Here is a 15,273-nt window from a genome sequence, read left to right on the forward strand (position 1 = left end):
CGTAAATAATGGATCTTGTATTAGATAATCTGACCTTTTTATTAAAAGGAGCGTATTATACGCTCCTTATCACCATTGTATCGATGTTTTTTGGCTCGATTATAGCCGTTATTACCGCAATTGCGAGACTAAAAGGAAATCGGCTAATTCGATGGATCGCCCGTGCCTACGTATCGATTATTCGTGGGACACCAACGCTGGTGCAAATCGTTATCGTTTATTACGGGTTAGTCGATTATGGAATCCGGCTAGACCCACTGCCAGCAGCTTTTATTGCCTTAAGCATTAGTATCGGTGCTTATTTATCGGAAACGTTACGCGGAGCGATTCAATCGATTCCGAAAGGGCAAATGGAAGCCGCTTATGCATCCGGAATGACGCCTTTTCAGACAATGAGAAGAATCATTTTACCGCAAGCTATTCGAGTCGCCATTCCGCCAGCTGGAAATACCTTTATTGGAATGTTAAAAGAAACGTCGCTTGTGTCGGTCATTACTGTCACTGAATTATTGCGTTCAGCCCAGCTTTTAATCGCCCAGTATTATGTGTATATGCCTTTTTATTTAGCCATTGCAGTGATGTATTGGGTGATGAGCACAGGCTTCTCCTTTTTCCTTGAAAGATTGGAAAAGCGTCTATCAATTTATGAATAAATGGGAGTTTTCTTATGATTAACATTAAAGGATTGTCAAAAAGCTTTAACGGACAAGAAGTGTTAAAGGGAATTGATTTGACAGTAGCTGCGGGAGAGGTTGTTGCGATTTTAGGCCCCAGCGGTTCAGGGAAAAGCACCCTCCTTCGTTGTATTAACGGGTTAGAAGAGATGACGAGCGGTCAAATACAAGTCAATGATCTTTTGCTGGCAATTGCACAATCGAAAAAAGAGCAGAAACAGACGATTCGTGATATACGAATGCATACAGGGATGGTATTTCAGCAGTTTAATTTATATCCTCATAAAACGGCGCTTGGCAATGTCATCGAAGCTTTGATGACAGTGAAGAAAATGGAGAAGCAAGCGGCGATTCAGAGGGGAGAAAAATTGCTTGCCCGGGTAGGATTATTAGAGAAAAAGGATAGCTATCCATCCCGGTTATCAGGTGGACAGCAGCAGAGGGTGGCGATTTCACGAGCGTTAGCGATGGAGCCAGAAGTCATGCTATTTGATGAACCGACTTCAGCTCTTGATCCAGAGCTTGTCGATGAAGTACTAGCCGTTATTAAAGAGCTTGCACAAGAGGGAATGACGATGCTGATTGTGACACACGAAATGCAATTCGCTCGTGAGGTAGCCGATCGGATCATTTTCATGGCAGATGGTGTCATTGTGGAAGAAGCAAAACCAGAACGATTTTTTACCAATCCGCAAACGGAGCGGGCGAAGAAATTTTTGAAAATGATGTAAAAGAGGGAGATAGGAAATGAAAGTACATACAAAATGGCAAGGACAGCGTGCCTTTACTTCAGTCGGAGATTCAGGCTATTCGGTGGAAATGGATGCGACGGAAGCTTACGGCGGGGCTGGAAAAGGGTCGACGCCAACAGAGCTGTTATTAAGTGCATTAGCAGGCTGTATTGGCATTGATGTGACGATGATTTTAAAGCCGCATCTATCCTTGATTGATAAGCTTGAAATTGAAACGGATGGAACAAGAAAAGAGGAGCTTCCGAAAGGGTTCACTTCGATCAATGTTACGTTTATCATTGATGGGGCAATTGATAGTAAAAAGATTTGGCGAGCAATTGATCTTGGAAAAGAAAAATATTGTGCCGTATCCGATTCTTTAAAAGCAGATGTTACTTTTCATTTGATTCTAAATGGAGAAAAACAAGAGCAGCTGCAACAATAAAAACGATCAGTTAGGAAAGGCTTTCTCCTAACTGATCGTTTTTTTTTGCTCACTACTTTTGTCGTTCCTATCAGAAGCGATGTTTAATTGCTTAAATTTCAGATAAAAAAAAGTAGTCATGATTAAAGAAATTGTCCCGAAGATGACGGTCATATACGGCAAACCGACTGCATCCAATAGAAATCCTGTCATTAATAGAACGACTTGGAACATGATGCGGTCTAGCATATTGCGGAAAGAGAAGAACCTTCCGTGAAAATCTTTCGGCACCTTTGTCTGAAAAAGCGTTGCCGCCGTTGGGAAAAAGCAGCCGACAGCAAAGCCGAATAGCGTAAAAGCGAAAACAGACAGGAAGGGAATTTGCGCAAAGTATAACAGCATCTGTGATAACCCAATCATAAATGAAAAGAAAAATAGAATCGTATAAGGTGAGAATTTATCGCTTATTTGTTTCACAACGAACGCTCCGAGCATAAAGGCTACACCTTCAGCGGTATAAATCCAGCTTTTAATCGCGGAACTGTCTTGTAGTTCACTAATATTCATCACCATAAGATTAAATCCACCGATAAATAGTAGTGGAACGAGCGTCAAAACAAGCGTCATAAGTAAAATAGGAAGTCCTTTAATTACAGGAAACACTTCTTTAAATCCAGCGTTAGATGATGAGGATTTTTCCGAGTTTCTTTGTCCTTCTTTCGATTCGTCGAAACTTAAAAATCCTGTCAAAATAAATAAGATTAAGTAAGCGGCTAATGACAAGACATACATCGTGGAAAGAGACATGATGACTAAAAAAATTCCCGCCACTGCTGTTCCGATAATGCGTGAAAGAGTGGATACATTCATATACACTCCGTTTAGCCGCAACAGTTCGTTTTCTTCCACGACGAGTGGAATGGCTGCTTGCAATGCAGGAAAATAAAACGCGGCAGACATTTGAATCAAAATAAGAAAGGTAATCATCCACCATACGGAACCTGTTTCAATGGCTATTAGCATAAAAATAACACTGATTGTGCGAGCAAATCCGGAAACAAGCATGACTTTCTTTTTACTTGCTTGATCAGTCACTTTACCAGCAAGCGGTCCGACGATAATGCCAGCAAGCAGTCCAATAGCTAAAATGATAGACTTTAAGAAATCCGACGGTACTTTCTCTTGCATAAATTCAAGGTTTCCAATAATCCCAAGCCAAAGCCCTAAACCAGCTACAAATTCTCCAACTAACAAGATCCACACATTTTTATTTTTCCACATGAAGATAGCCTCGCGTCCTGTATTTATTTCGTATCTCTAAAGATACGATATCTTTTCATTTTTTCCTCTTACTTATTGAGAAATAAAAAGCCATTGAATCTCTTTTTTTGCAGATGATTCAAATGGCTTTTTCAATGGTTGTTATTTTTTAAGCAATAAGTACATGAAATATGGTGCTCCAATGAGGGCAACGACAATTCCAGCCGGCAAGCCATCTGGCTCTAATACATTTCGTCCAATCGTGTCGGCTACGAGCAGAAGCCAGCCGCCGATGAGAATGGCTATAGGCAGGAACAGCTGGTTGCGCGGTCCTACTAATGCTTTAGCCATGTGGGGCGCCATCAGTCCGATAAAGGTAATGCCTCCTGTCACAGACACGGCGGCAGCAGCGAGAGCAACGGCGGCAAGAAGCAAGGTGATGCGCTCTTTATTAATGGAAATGCCTACACCGATCGCTACCGGTTCATTGAGAGCCAAAATATTCAATCGGTTTGCTTTATATAAAGTGAAAGGAATGAGAACAACAAGCCATGGAAGAATTGCCAAAATAAATGGCCAATCCGTACCCCAAATGTTCCCGGACAACCATTTCACGATAAACTCGACTTTTGAACGCTCAGCGGCTGAAATCAGAACAATCATAGTACCTGATAAGGCCATTGAAAAGCCAACGCCGACTAATACTAGTTTAACAGGTCGAAGTCCTTCCCTCTTATTATATGAAAATAAGGAAATGAGACAGGTCGTTAGCATCGCACCAGCAAAAGCAACGAGCGGCAATAAGTAAACAAATGAGCCGGCATCTATAGGGAAAAATAAAAAGAAAACGGCGATAGCAACGCCTGCTCCGGCGTTGATTCCAATAATTCCGGGATCAGCCAAATCATTGCGGGTTATTCCTTGCAAAATAGCACCAGATAAGGCGAGAGCCATTCCGGCTAGTAAGGTAATAATGATTCGTGGCAGTCGAATCGAGAAAATAATAAATTCTTCTTTAAATGTGCCTTGCCCGAGAAGTGTGGGAATCAGTCTATCAAAAGATACAGAAGAATAGCCTATTCCGATGCTAATGACCATTGTTCCAATAATACAAGCTAATAGTATACTTAACAGCACACGTTGTTTTTTTATCATAGTTGGATGAATCATGAGAAGGTTTTCCCTCCTTTATTTACGATAAATAGGAAGAATGGTAAGCCCATTATTGCCACAATGGCTGCCACGGGTGTTTCATATGGGGCATGAATGGTTCGTCCAACTGTATCAGCCAATAGCATGAATATCGCTCCAATGACGATCGACATGGGAAGAATGAAGCGATAATCCGTTCCAACGATTGCCCGAACAATGTGCGGAATCATGAGGCCGATAAACGCCATATTTCCGACGAGTGCGACAGCTGCACCTGTAAGAAGAATAATCGCTATAAATAAAACGATTTTGATTTTTGTTGTTTTTTGTCCTAATCCAACGGCTACTTCTTCATTTAAACTGAGAATGGTTAGTTGTCTTGAAAAGAACAAGGCAATCAAGAGACCAATTCCGATAAATGGAGAAATCATTTGCAGTTGATTCCATGATGTGCCGATTAGTCCGCCTGCAGTCCACATCGATACATCTTTAGAAATGTTAAAATAAAGGCCCATTCCTTCGGCGATTGCGTATAAGAAGGCTGACACAGCGGCTCCAGCTAAAACGATACGCAGAGGGGAAAATCCTCCTTTTTTGATGGCTCCTATACCGAAAACCATCATTGATCCGACAGTTGCTCCGATTAAACAGGTCACCATAATCGTGTAATAATTCGCAGTAGGAATGAGTGCAATGGTTAAAGCGAGTGCGGCATTGGCTCCGGCTGTAAGCCCAAGTAAACCGGGATCTGCTAAGGGGTTTCTTGTTATTCCTTGCATAATAGCACCCGCTACAGCAAGGGACATGCCAACCAGTATAGCTCCCACTTCCCTCGGTAAGCGAATTTCGCGAATAAGAGAAATTTTTTCCCCTTTGGCATCGGAAGTAAGAGCTAGCCAAATATCTTTCACTGTCGTATCAGCAGCTCCAAACACACAAGCCACGATAAACATACTTACACATAAAAGAACAGCTGCCATGAGCTTATATATAAATGGGGTGATGAGTTGTTTTTCTTTCATTATTCATTTCTCTTCTTTCTATGAGTGAAATAAAGAAAGGGGGGGAAAGCGACCGATTGTTCAAGATTCCCGCCCGATTCGGAATAATTTGTGACTGGTTTTCTCGCATTTTCGACTAAAAAGGGCGACTTCCCGACTGATCCCCCCTTACCGAATAGAAAAAAGGGGCATCTATAAGCGAAATAATTGGCTCATAGTCCCCTTTTCATGTATTTATTTGCCAAGGAAGCTGTTCTTAAAGAAATCTAATTGTAGCTCTAACGTTAATGGATCATTAAAGTAGAATTCTTTTGCATTGACTTCAAATAGCTGGTTGTTCTTTACAGCAGGAATGTTTTTATATGTGTCAGTTTCTTGGAATGAATTATCTGCGTCGCTGTTTTTGCTCAAAACGACATAGTCTCCAGCAAATTCAGGAAGCACTTCTAACGATAGGGCGTAGTAGCCGTCTTTTAGAGCCATTTCTTTTACTTTGTCAGGCATGTTTAATTTCATTTCCTGGTAAAGAATTTCTGTGCCGCGACCCCAGTTATCGCCGAATACGTAAAGTTGTTTGTCAAACTTTTCAATGACAGAAACAGTGGCTTCTTCACCGATCTTCGCTTTAATGTCTTTTCCTGCTTGTTGGGCGCGAGCTTTGAAATCATCCACCCAAGCTTGAGCTTTTTTTTCTTTGTTTAATAGTTTTCCGATTTCGATATGCTGAGTTAAATAATCTACTTTTCCGTAAGTGTAGGTAACAGTAGGAGCGATTTCTTTTAGTTTATCTACGTTTTTAATAGATGATAAACCGATAATTAAATCTGGATTTAGTTCAATAATTTTTTCTAAGTTTTCATCAGATACTTCTTCTACATCTTTTAATTTACTCTCAAATTTCGGGTTCATTTTCGACCAAGAATCAACACCGACAAGGTTGACATTTAAGGACATGACGTTACCCGCAAATGATGAGAGAACGACGACGCGTTCGGGATTTGCTGGCACTTCTACTGGACCGTTTTCTGATTCATAAGTGATCGTTTCAGGTTCTTTTTTCTCTGCTTTATTTGTTTTTTCTTCTGACTGGCTACTGCAAGCGCTAACCATAAAGACGAGCAGTAGAAAGATTGGAAATAGCCATTTTTTCATGTTTGTTCTCCTTCAATAAGTTATACGTGATACACATTGGTTTATTTGTTCTTGGGTCACGCCCGATGTGGGCGTCAATATGGAAAACTTTTTGAAGCACATCGGGTGTCATTACTTCTTCACAATCGCCTGCTTTCACGATTTCCCCATCTTTTAAAGCGATCATATAATCGGCGAAGCGAGCTGCTTGGTTTAAATCATGAAGCACCATTACAATCGTTCGCTGTTGTTCTTGGTTAAGCGTTTGCAACAGTTCAAGTACCTCTAGTTGATGGGCCATATCTAAATAGGTGGTTGGTTCATCAAGGAAAATGATATCGGTTTCTTGGGCAAGAGCCATCGCGATCCAAACGCGCTGGCGCTGACCTCCTGATAGAGCATCTACAGGACGGAATTTAAACTCTGCTGTTCCTGTTACCTCTAGCGCCCAGTCAATGACCTCATAATCTTTTTTCGTGAGGCGACCAAAGCCTTTTTGATAGGGGAAACGCCCATAAGAAATGAGTTCTCCAACTGTTAATCCGCTAGCACTTTCCTGCATTTGCGGCAGAATCGCCATTTTCTTGGCGAGAAGCTTTGTGTTTTCTTTTGCTATGTTCTCACCGTCCAAAATAACGGTTCCAGATTGATGAGCGATAATGCGAGTGATGGCTTTTAGTAGAGTTGATTTTCCGCAACCGTTTGAACCGATAATGGTGGTGATTTTTTGGTCAGGAATTTCTACGCTAAGATCTTTAACAATAAGACGTTCACCATAGCCGATATTTAAGTCCGTTGTATATAGGCGAACCATTTATGAACCTCCGTTTAGTAAGTTTATTTGATAATGATTTTCAATATCATATATCTCAATACTATAATTTACTCATTTGCTGTTGTCAACCATCATTTTTAGAAAATTTGTGCAGCTAAGGATATTTGTTGTCAAAGAGAGGGAAAGCATGTATCATTTATTGATAATGATAATCAATTACAATCAAGTGGTGAGGAGCGGTTATAGATGGAGCAAGAACAACTATTTGATGTGACCATTATTGGTGGAGGTCCTGCTGGTTTATACTCGACGTTTTATAGTGGGCTTCGGGAGATGAAAACGAAACTGATAGAATATCAACCCCAATTGGGCGGAAAAGTGCATGTGTATCCTGAGAAGATGATTTGGGATGTCGGAGGGCTGACGCCGATTCCGGGGGCTCAATTAATTGAGCAGCTCGTGCAGCAAGGGTTAACTTTTGATCCAGAAGTGGTATTGAATGAAAAGGTGGAATCCATTTCAAGAAATGATGACGGTATTTTTGTGTTGCATGCAGCTTCAGGCCAAAAGCATTATTCAAAAACGGTGATTGTCGCGGTGGGTGGAGGGATATTAAACCCGCAAAAGCTAGAAATCGAAGGGGCAGAGCGCTTTGAAGTATCGAATTTAAACTATACGGTCAAATCATTACAACGCTTTAAAGGTAAAACAGTGATCATCTCTGGTGGAGGCAACTCGGCAATTGATTGGACTAATGAGTTAGAGCCGATTGCCAAACAAGTGTATCTCACATATCGGAAAGAGACCTTATCCGGTCATGAGGCGCAAGTGAAGCAACTAATGGATAGCTCAGCCATTTGTTTCTTTCAGACCGCAATTACAAAGCTAATTGCCAGTGACAATCATGAGGTGATTGAGCGAGTCGAATTGACGAATCATCAAACAAAAGAGGTGATCACTTTAGAGGTGGATGAGGTGATTATCAATCATGGCTATGAACGCGATACTGTTTTACTTGACCAAAGTGAAATCAACATTGAAAGAATCGATGATTATTTTATCGCAGGTAATTCTAGCAGTGAATCGTCGATTGAAGGGCTGTATGCTGCAGGGGATATTTTGAAGCATGACGGTAAGCTTCACTTAATTGCAGGGGCATTTCAAGATGCGGCGAATGCGGTTAATAAAGCGAAGCAATTTATTGAACCTGAGGCAAACAAAGCTGGGATGGTGTCTTCCCACAATGAAGTTTTTAAACAGCGGAATAGAGAATTAGTGAAGCAGATGATGAAATGAAAAAAGGGCTGTTGCAGAAAATTTGTTTTTACTCATTTTCTGTGACAGCCCTATGCTTATTGACTCAAAAAATAAATGGGCGTTTAATCTTCATCGTAAGATTGAGTAAACTCATGTATTCTCCCCCATTAATAATGGCTCATCAAGGAAATTACCATTCATTTGGTTCGTAATTGAGATCAGCAAATAATTGTTTTTTCTCTTTTTTCGTTAAATCGCGCCACTGTCCGATAGGTAAGTTATTTAAGTGGATATTCATAATGCGTGTTCGCTGTAGTCGATATACTTCGTAGCCTAAAGCGGCACACATGCGGCGAATTTGTCGGTTTAAGCCTTGAGTTAAAGTAATTTGAAATTCGTACTTTGATAGCTGTTCGACTTTACAAGGCAATGTTTTCGTATCTAAAATTCGGACACCCGCTGCCATTTCCTTTAGAAACTCAGGAGTGATGGGTTTGTCTACAGATACGATGTATTCTTTTTCATGCTTGTTTTCTGCACGCAAGATTTTATTTACAATATCCCCATCGTTTGTCAATAGAATTAAGCCTTCGGAATCTTTGTCTAATCGGCCAATGTGATGAATGCGCAAAGGATGATTGACTAGATCAATAATGTTCCCTTTGACTTTTTTCTCAGTCGTGCTTGTAATTCCAACAGGTTTATTTAAAGCGATATATACATGGTTTCTAGCGAGCCGAATCTGTTCCCCATTGACTCGAACATCGTCTCCGGGCTCGACTTGACTGCCGATTTTGGCTACTTTCCCGTTGATTGTGACTCGTCCTTCACTAATTAATTTATCTGCTCCGCGTCTAGAGGTTTTCCCGGATTCACTAATATATTTATTAAGTCGCAGGTTAATCGCATCCTTTATTTAGATTTAAAAAAAAATTTATGTTGAAGAATTTAATTATAATGGGAATTAAGCCAATAAAAAAGAGGAGTGAAATGCTTTTCTATTTTTATTTTCGAGGAGTTTTCTGTTTTTATACTGCTCTTTTTGTTCAAGGTGGAAAATGTGCGCTTATTGATTGCAATAACAAGAGGCTGTTCCCGGTGAATTGACTGGGAACAGCCTTCCGCATTTCAAGATCCAGCTCCGCCTCCTTGGGGCTCGAGTCAGATGTCAGCCTGACTGCATGACTGAAGAGCGCCATTGCGTCAGTCCGTCATCTGCTTGTCGCCCCAGGGCAGTCGACTCCGCATTTCAAGATCCAGCTACAGGCGCTAGCGACTAGTGGACTTCCGCGATCCTCCTTGCGATAAGTCAACATCGATTCACTATCGTTCATCGTGTTTCCTTTATCTCATACGGCTCGTTTCAGTTCATCCGTCGCTAAACAGCGCCTTTCGCATTTCTACTTACATCGCGTTTTTGATGATTTGGACGATTTCTTCTAGTTTTGCTTTGCGTGGGTTAGTTAAGGCGCAAGCATCTTTCATTGCATTTTCCGCTAGTGTTGGGATGTCTTCTTCTTTTGCACCTAGTTCTTCAAAGCCTTTTGGAATGTTCAGGTCATTGGCAAGGCGCTCAATGGCTTTAATTCCTTTTTTCGCTGCTTCTCTTTTGCTTAGTCCTTTGACGTTTTCACCTAGGAATTCAGCAATGTCTGCAAAACGTTCTGTTCTAGCAATTAAGTTAAATTTACATACATGTGGCAGAAGGATCGCGTTACAAACCCCATGAGGGAAGTTATAGAATCCGCCAAATTGGTGAGCGATCGCATGTACGTAACCTAAAGATGCATTGTTGAACGCCATACCTGCTAAAGATTGAGCATAGACCATTTGCTCACGTGCTTCCATGTCGGCTCCGTTAGCAACGGCACGCGGTAAGTATTTAGGAACAAGCTTAATCGCTTGGATGGCTAAAGCATCTGTAATTGGTGTTGCTGCTGTTGAAACGTAAGCTTCAATCGCATGAGTTAAAGCATCTAATCCAGTTGCCGCTGTTAAAGCAGGAGGCATTCCAGCCATAAGCTCAGGATCGTTGATAGAAAGTGTAGGTGTAACGTGTTTGTCAACAATCGCCATTTTCACTTTGCGTTCAGAATCTGTGATAATAGTGAATTTTGTTACTTCACTTCCTGTACCAGCTGTTGTATTAATAGCAATTAGAGGTACCATTGGCTTTTCTGATACGTCTACACCTTCATAGTCATGAATTTTTCCGCCGTTTGCTGCAACTAAGGCAATCGCTTTTCCGGCATCATGAGAGCTACCGCCACCAAGAGTGACAACGCTATCGCAGTTTTCAGCTTGATAAGCATCCAAGCCTTCTGCCACGTTTTTATCAGTTGGATTTGGTTCTGCTTTCGGGAAAATGGCTACTTCTACGCCAGCTTCACGAATGATTTTGGCAATATTTTCAGAAATACCTAATCCGTGTAATCCTGCATCTGTTACTAATAGTGCTTTTTTTGCACCAAGGCCTGCTAATCGAGAGCCTGTCTCATTAACAGCTCCACGGCCTAAGAGATTCACTGCTGGCATATGAAATTCGCTTGCTTTGTTTGTCATAAATCATTCCTCCTAGTAGTAATTAACTAAAATAAAGACAGATAAGACGAAATAAAAGCGTGTTAACATGCCATTCGAATGGTTGTATATACATGGATATTTTATTCAAAAATAGTATTCTATACAAATAAAAAGTTTTAAAAATTTATTATTTTTCGTATTTTTTAGCAAATATTTGAATGAGGAAGAATTATTTTGACATAATGCATGAAAAATCCGCATGGAATTTTTAATGGATTTAAAATAAAACGGAGCGTTGGCTGAATCAATGGATGTAATATAGTTATTTATAAGAAATATGTACTTGGGCAAGAATCAAAAAATCTGACCAATGATGGAAGGTTCCCTTTGACTTTACATACAATGGGGTGTATTTTCGTATTATAGTATATTCAAATAATCAGATATACAAATATTTAATAGAAGAAGGGATAAGATGAGAAAGAAATGGCTTTGGACGGGGAGATATGAAAACTACTCTCTAGATGCTTTTCAAAAAGATGCAATGTCTGGAGTTGTTGTTGGGGTAATAGCCATTCCGTTGGGGATGGCCTTTGCGATCGCTTCCGGGGTGAAGCCTGAATATGGGATTTACACGACGATTATTGCAGGGATATTAATTTCGTTGTTTGGTGGGTCTAAGTATCAGATTGGTGGGCCGACGGGGGCGTTTATTCCGATTTTGTTCGGGATTGTTATGACGTACGGATTTGAAAACTTATTAATTGCCGGATTTATGGCAGGAATTCTTCTAGTATTGATGGGAATCTTCAAGCTGGGATCGTTAATTAAGTTCATACCTAAGCCGGTGACGATTGGGTTTACTTCTGGGATTGCCATTATTATTTTTGTTGGTCAAATTCCGAGCTTTTTAGGGCTAACAGGTGTAAAGAAACATGAATCTTTTATAAGAAACATGAATGAAATTATGATTCATTTTGATAGCCTCAATTTTTATAGTATTTTAACTGCGGTCATTTGTTTAGTAACGGTGTTATATACGCCGAAATTATTTCCCAAAGTACCTGGACCGTTGATTGGCCTGCTTGTTTCAACGGTGATTGCCGCTGTTTTTTATCCTGGTCAAGTGGCGACGATTGGCTCGACCTATGGCGAGATTCCCAATACATTGCCGAAGTTTGCTTTCCCGGATGTAACGTGGGAGAGGGTGCAGCTTTTGATTCAGCCGGCGTTCGTCATTGCAATTTTGGGAGCCATCGAATCGCTTTTATCAGCGGTAGTGGCGGATGGAATGACCAATAGTAAACATAATAGTAATCGAGAATTGGTAGGGCAAGGGATTGCCAATATGGTGACACCATTATTTGGTGGAATTCCAGCTACAGGAGCGATTGCTCGGACAGCAACGAATATCAAGAATGGTGCACACTCCCCACTTTCCGGTGTGATTCATGGTGTTGTTGTTCTTTTAGTCTTGTTGCTGTTTGCACCGTATACATCGGAAATCCCATTGGCCAGCATGGCACCCATTTTGATGGTTGTAGCTTGGAATATGAGTGAGCGGCGTGTATTTTATCATGTGTTAAAGACAAAAACGGAAGATTCCTTTGTTTTGGTTGTCACTTTTTTACTAACCGTGTTTGTGAACTTGACGGTAGCGGTGGAAGTTGGACTTGTTTTAGCGGTGATTCTTTTTACGAAGCGGATGAGTGATATAATGGTGACAGAAAAGGCGTTGCCAAATCCTTATAATAAGCATGAAAAAGTGGAGAGTCAGATTGTGTCTGATACTCACGATTGCCCGCAAATTAGCATTTACAATGTGGAAGGTCCCTTGTTTTTTGGAGCGGCGCAGTCCTTTGAGCAAACGATTATGAAGACGATTCATTACAAGCCGAGAGTGTTGTTGCTACGGATGGGAAGAGTGCCCTTTATGGATACAACTGGTGAAGCTTATTTCTTAAGTATTGTTAAAAACTTCTCTAAGAATGGGGTTGTGCTGATTTCAGGAATTCAGTCTCAACCGAAAGAAGTGTTGATTAAGACAGGTCTATATGAGTTCATTGGAGAAGATCACTTTTTTGACCATACAGGAGAGGCGATCCATTATGCTCTCAAGCAATTAAAAAGAGATCAATGTCTTGGATGTAGGCATTTTGCATTTAGAGAATGTGAAAATTTTTCAGGCTTGAAGAAGAAAAAGGATGAAACAAGAGCGATGTCTACCACATGACAGAAAGAGAGGAAAAGAAATTGGTTCTTGAAATGCAGCAATTTAAAGCTGATTTTTTTAAAGCCCTTGCTCACCCGCTTAGAATCAAAATCTTAGAAATATTGGCAGAAGGCGATAAAAGCGTCAACGAAATTCAAAGTCTAGCTGGAAGTGAAGGTTCAGCTGTTTCCCAACAACTCACCGTTCTCCGCGGTAAAAATATCGTCACAGGAACAAAAGACGGAAACCGAGTCATCTATTCCTTAAGAGACCCAATGATCATCGAGCTTCTCGCAGTTGCTCGTCAAATCTTTAACAACCACTTAGTTGATACCATCACAATGTTAGATAAGATCAATGATTAGGTGTTTGCTATTCCTCGGAATTTGTCGAAAAAAAGAGTCCGTTTGTTGAACGGACTCTTTTTTGTTTGTTGTTTTATTTTTTGAATGCAACGATAACCGCAACTAATAAACCTCCTAAACTATCAGCAATCAAATCTCCCATTGTGTCCACGTTTCCGCCGCCTTGTGTCGTAGTTCCGAGCAGTTGATCGGCAGAGAATTCATAAATCTCCCAAAACACACCACCAAGTACAGAAACAGCGAATAGAAACAAGAAAACAAAGCGGCGTGACATGCCTTTTCTAGTTGCTGGCGTCAGCCAACGGTCCATCAGTTCTAAAGCTGCAAAAGCAATTAACCCACCGCTTAGAAAGTGAAGAAAGGTATCCCACCAGCCAAGGCTATAAAAGCGCATGAGTGAACCGAATACTTGGGAACCAATCAGGAAAATAAAATAGGAGACGACTAACGCCTTTTTTAGTTGCGAACGGCTTAGACGTTCAATTATAACCGGAAGCAAGCTGGCCACCATGCCGCCAATGCCAATTTGATAGCGATACACATCATTCGCAAACCAGAAAAATAAAAAACAGCCTAACATTATCATAAAATATGAAAAGCTTAATATAGTAGTCCATCGTGATTTCATCATTTTACTTCACCTCACTTTTTAGTTTACTAAAAAAGTAAGAAAAATGTTTCATTCCGCCTCCTACTTATTTATAAAAAGCAGAGCTCTATAACATATATGAAGTAGACGCTGGAAACGGCAAATGAGAAGATAGTAGATGAAGATTTTCCTAATTATTACACTTATTCAAATGAAGCAACGAGGAGTGAAGCAATGAAAATAGATGTAAATGACAAAATTAATTTTATCGAATTATGGCAAGAAGGCATGAAGAATTGGGACGGAGTGCTTCCGGAGCGAATGATAGATGATCAATTGGAAGAATCCTTTTGGCAACAACTGATTGAGAAGAAAACGGCGGAGGCGAATGAAGACCCTTATGCTAAAAAGATTCAAGGTTTTTTAGAAACATTGATTTTGCCGGAAGATAAGGTGCTAGAAATTGGTCCAGGATGGGGGAATTACACTTTCTTCTTAGCTGACAAGGCTAATCATGTAACCTGTGTCGATAGCTCAGCGAGTGTATTGACATTTTTACAGCATGCTAGTAAGAGAAAGAAACTCGACAATATGCAATTTATTGAAGGAAAGTGGGAGGAGCATACTGTTTCTGACCAATATGATGTTGTATTTGGCATGAATTGCTTTTATCGGATGTACAATATCGACAAGACGATAAGAAATATTCAAGAATCGACTAAACGACTAGCGATTATCGGGATGACGTCAGGCCCGATCCAGCCTCATTACTTGGATTTGGAAAAAGAATATGGCTACAAAATTAAATATCCGCGACGAGATTACATACATTTGCAAAATATCTTATATGAAATGGGCATTTATGCTAATTGTAAAATCATTCCTCTTGAAAGAACCTATCAATTCCACAGTTTTGAAGAATTAATCACGAAAAATAAAGCGAAAATTTTAAGTGAGTATGTAGATGATCGGCATTTGGAAAAAGCGCTTGAAAAATACGTGACGAGCGCCAATGGTACCTATCAGTATAAACACGATTTTCAAGCCGCTCTTTTATACTGGGAACCGCAGCGCACCGCTTATCAAATGTAACAGATCCCAAAAAGGAAAGCCTGCTTAATGGGAGGCTTTCCTGTTTGATGTAACCTCTGATCAATCTGTGCGAATGCTAATCAAGCG

Annotated in this window: 16 protein-coding genes; 7 read left to right on the forward strand and 9 right to left on the reverse strand. The window is 40.5% G+C overall.

What is annotated here, in order from left to right:
* Nucleotides 1-8 precede the first annotated feature (8 nt).
* From IRB43_RS13740 to IRB43_RS13750, 3 genes are read left to right on the forward strand one after another with little or no spacing between them, the layout of a single operon-like run.
* Nucleotides 9-653 carry an amino acid ABC transporter permease gene (locus IRB43_RS13740; RefSeq protein WP_203364061.1) on the forward strand — a complete coding sequence of 215 codons (645 nt, stop codon included), beginning with the start codon at nt 9-11 and terminating at the stop codon, nt 651-653.
* A gap of 14 nt (nt 654-667) precedes the next feature.
* The gene (locus tag IRB43_RS13745) at nt 668-1,405 is read left to right on the forward strand and encodes an amino acid ABC transporter ATP-binding protein (RefSeq protein WP_203364062.1); all 738 of its coding nucleotides are present in this window, start codon (nt 668-670) and stop codon (nt 1,403-1,405) included.
* A 16-nt stretch (nt 1,406-1,421) separates the two neighbouring features.
* The gene (locus IRB43_RS13750; RefSeq protein WP_203364063.1) at nt 1,422-1,850 is read left to right on the forward strand and encodes an OsmC family protein; all 429 of its coding nucleotides are present in this window, start codon (nt 1,422-1,424) and stop codon (nt 1,848-1,850) included.
* A gap of 27 nt (nt 1,851-1,877) precedes the next feature.
* Here the strand turns inward: IRB43_RS13750 and IRB43_RS13755 are convergent, their stop codons facing one another.
* The 5 genes from IRB43_RS13755 to IRB43_RS13775 all read right to left on the reverse strand — a co-directional run bounded on the left by IRB43_RS13755 (nt 1,878) and on the right by IRB43_RS13775 (nt 7,187).
* On the reverse strand, nt 1,878-3,110 hold the full coding sequence (locus IRB43_RS13755; RefSeq protein WP_203364064.1) for an MFS transporter: 1,233 nt from the start codon (nt 3,108-3,110) through the stop codon (nt 1,878-1,880).
* 141 nt (nt 3,111-3,251) lie between these two features.
* A complete protein-coding gene (locus IRB43_RS13760) occupies nt 3,252-4,259 on the reverse strand; it encodes a FecCD family ABC transporter permease (RefSeq protein ID WP_203364065.1) in 1,008 nt (335 codons plus the stop codon).
* Complete coding sequence (locus tag IRB43_RS13765) at nt 4,256-5,263, reverse strand: FecCD family ABC transporter permease (RefSeq protein ID WP_203364066.1); 1,008 nt, start codon at nt 5,261-5,263, stop codon at nt 4,256-4,258. The genes IRB43_RS13760 and IRB43_RS13765 overlap by 4 nt, the downstream gene beginning before the upstream one ends.
* A 213-nt stretch (nt 5,264-5,476) precedes the next feature.
* Nucleotides 5,477-6,394, reverse strand: coding sequence for an iron-hydroxamate ABC transporter substrate-binding protein (locus IRB43_RS13770; RefSeq protein ID WP_203364067.1), 918 nt, complete (start codon nt 6,392-6,394; stop codon nt 5,477-5,479).
* Complete coding sequence (locus IRB43_RS13775) at nt 6,345-7,187, reverse strand: ABC transporter ATP-binding protein (RefSeq protein ID WP_203364068.1); 843 nt, start codon at nt 7,185-7,187, stop codon at nt 6,345-6,347. Before IRB43_RS13775 ends, IRB43_RS13770 begins: the two co-directional genes overlap by 50 nt.
* Before the next feature lie 207 nt (nt 7,188-7,394).
* Here IRB43_RS13775 and IRB43_RS13780 point away from each other — a divergent pair, with 207 nt between their 5' ends.
* The gene (locus IRB43_RS13780; protein ID WP_203364069.1) at nt 7,395-8,444 is read left to right on the forward strand and encodes an NAD(P)/FAD-dependent oxidoreductase; all 1,050 of its coding nucleotides are present in this window, start codon (nt 7,395-7,397) and stop codon (nt 8,442-8,444) included.
* 151 nt (nt 8,445-8,595) lie between these two features.
* Here the strand turns inward: IRB43_RS13780 and rluF are convergent, their stop codons facing one another.
* The 3 genes from rluF to IRB43_RS13790 all read right to left on the reverse strand — a co-directional run bounded on the left by rluF (nt 8,596) and on the right by IRB43_RS13790 (nt 10,967).
* Nucleotides 8,596-9,303 carry a 23S rRNA pseudouridine(2604) synthase RluF gene (gene rluF, locus IRB43_RS13785; protein ID WP_203364095.1) on the reverse strand — a complete coding sequence of 236 codons (708 nt, stop codon included), beginning with the start codon at nt 9,301-9,303 and terminating at the stop codon, nt 8,596-8,598.
* A 313-nt stretch (nt 9,304-9,616) separates the two neighbouring features.
* Nucleotides 9,617-9,739, reverse strand: coding sequence for a hypothetical protein (locus IRB43_RS18010; RefSeq protein WP_275296780.1), 123 nt, complete (start codon nt 9,737-9,739; stop codon nt 9,617-9,619).
* 70 nt (nt 9,740-9,809) lie between these two features.
* Nucleotides 9,810-10,967, reverse strand: coding sequence for an iron-containing alcohol dehydrogenase (locus tag IRB43_RS13790; protein ID WP_203364070.1), 1,158 nt, complete (start codon nt 10,965-10,967; stop codon nt 9,810-9,812).
* Nucleotides 10,968-11,403: 436 nt separating this feature from the next.
* On the opposite strand from IRB43_RS13790, the gene IRB43_RS13795 reads away from it, so the two are divergent.
* Complete coding sequence (locus tag IRB43_RS13795) at nt 11,404-13,161, forward strand: SulP family inorganic anion transporter (protein ID WP_203364071.1); 1,758 nt, start codon at nt 11,404-11,406, stop codon at nt 13,159-13,161.
* A gap of 20 nt (nt 13,162-13,181) precedes the next feature.
* A complete protein-coding gene (locus tag IRB43_RS13800; protein WP_203364096.1) occupies nt 13,182-13,505 on the forward strand; it encodes an ArsR/SmtB family transcription factor in 324 nt (107 codons plus the stop codon).
* Between the two features lie 73 nt (nt 13,506-13,578).
* Here IRB43_RS13800 and IRB43_RS13805 read toward each other — a convergent pair whose 3' ends face one another.
* A complete protein-coding gene (locus IRB43_RS13805) occupies nt 13,579-14,136 on the reverse strand; it encodes a DUF2238 domain-containing protein (RefSeq protein ID WP_203364072.1) in 558 nt (185 codons plus the stop codon).
* Nucleotides 14,137-14,328: 192 nt separating this feature from the next.
* On the opposite strand from IRB43_RS13805, the gene IRB43_RS13810 reads away from it, so the two are divergent.
* On the forward strand, nt 14,329-15,186 hold the full coding sequence (locus IRB43_RS13810) for a class I SAM-dependent methyltransferase (RefSeq protein ID WP_203364073.1): 858 nt from the start codon (nt 14,329-14,331) through the stop codon (nt 15,184-15,186).
* Nucleotides 15,187-15,273: the final 87 nt, after the last annotated feature.

This window comes from Bacillus sp. REN10, assembly GCF_016820555.1.
Lineage (GTDB): Bacteria > Bacillota > Bacilli > Bacillales > Domibacillaceae > Bacillus_CE.

What these genes read in the sequence shown, in the direction of transcription:
- IRB43_RS13760 (WP_203364065.1), bottom strand. Translation starts at nt 4,259, where the DNA reads ATGATTCATCCAACTATGATAAAAAAACAACGTGTGCTGTTAAGTATA.
- IRB43_RS13805 (WP_203364072.1), bottom strand. Translation starts at nt 14,136, where the DNA reads ATGATGAAATCACGATGGACTACTATATTAAGCTTTTCATATTTTATG.
- IRB43_RS13790 (WP_203364070.1), bottom strand. Translation starts at nt 10,967, where the DNA reads ATGACAAACAAAGCAAGCGAATTTCATATGCCAGCAGTGAATCTCTTA.
- IRB43_RS13810 (WP_203364073.1), top strand. Translation starts at nt 14,329, where the DNA reads ATGAAAATAGATGTAAATGACAAAATTAATTTTATCGAATTATGGCAA.
- IRB43_RS18010 (WP_275296780.1), bottom strand. Translation starts at nt 9,739, where the DNA reads ATGAACGATAGTGAATCGATGTTGACTTATCGCAAGGAGGATCGCGGA.
- IRB43_RS13795 (WP_203364071.1), top strand. Translation starts at nt 11,404, where the DNA reads ATGAGAAAGAAATGGCTTTGGACGGGGAGATATGAAAACTACTCTCTA.
- IRB43_RS13740 (WP_203364061.1), top strand. Translation starts at nt 9, where the DNA reads ATGGATCTTGTATTAGATAATCTGACCTTTTTATTAAAAGGAGCGTAT.
- IRB43_RS13750 (WP_203364063.1), top strand. Translation starts at nt 1,422, where the DNA reads ATGAAAGTACATACAAAATGGCAAGGACAGCGTGCCTTTACTTCAGTC.
- IRB43_RS13780 (WP_203364069.1), top strand. Translation starts at nt 7,395, where the DNA reads ATGGAGCAAGAACAACTATTTGATGTGACCATTATTGGTGGAGGTCCT.
- IRB43_RS13775 (WP_203364068.1), bottom strand. Translation starts at nt 7,187, where the DNA reads ATGGTTCGCCTATATACAACGGACTTAAATATCGGCTATGGTGAACGT.
- IRB43_RS13770 (WP_203364067.1), bottom strand. Translation starts at nt 6,394, where the DNA reads ATGAAAAAATGGCTATTTCCAATCTTTCTACTGCTCGTCTTTATGGTT.
- IRB43_RS13755 (WP_203364064.1), bottom strand. Translation starts at nt 3,110, where the DNA reads ATGTGGAAAAATAAAAATGTGTGGATCTTGTTAGTTGGAGAATTTGTA.
- IRB43_RS13745 (WP_203364062.1), top strand. Translation starts at nt 668, where the DNA reads ATGATTAACATTAAAGGATTGTCAAAAAGCTTTAACGGACAAGAAGTG.
- IRB43_RS13765 (WP_203364066.1), bottom strand. Translation starts at nt 5,263, where the DNA reads ATGAAAGAAAAACAACTCATCACCCCATTTATATATAAGCTCATGGCA.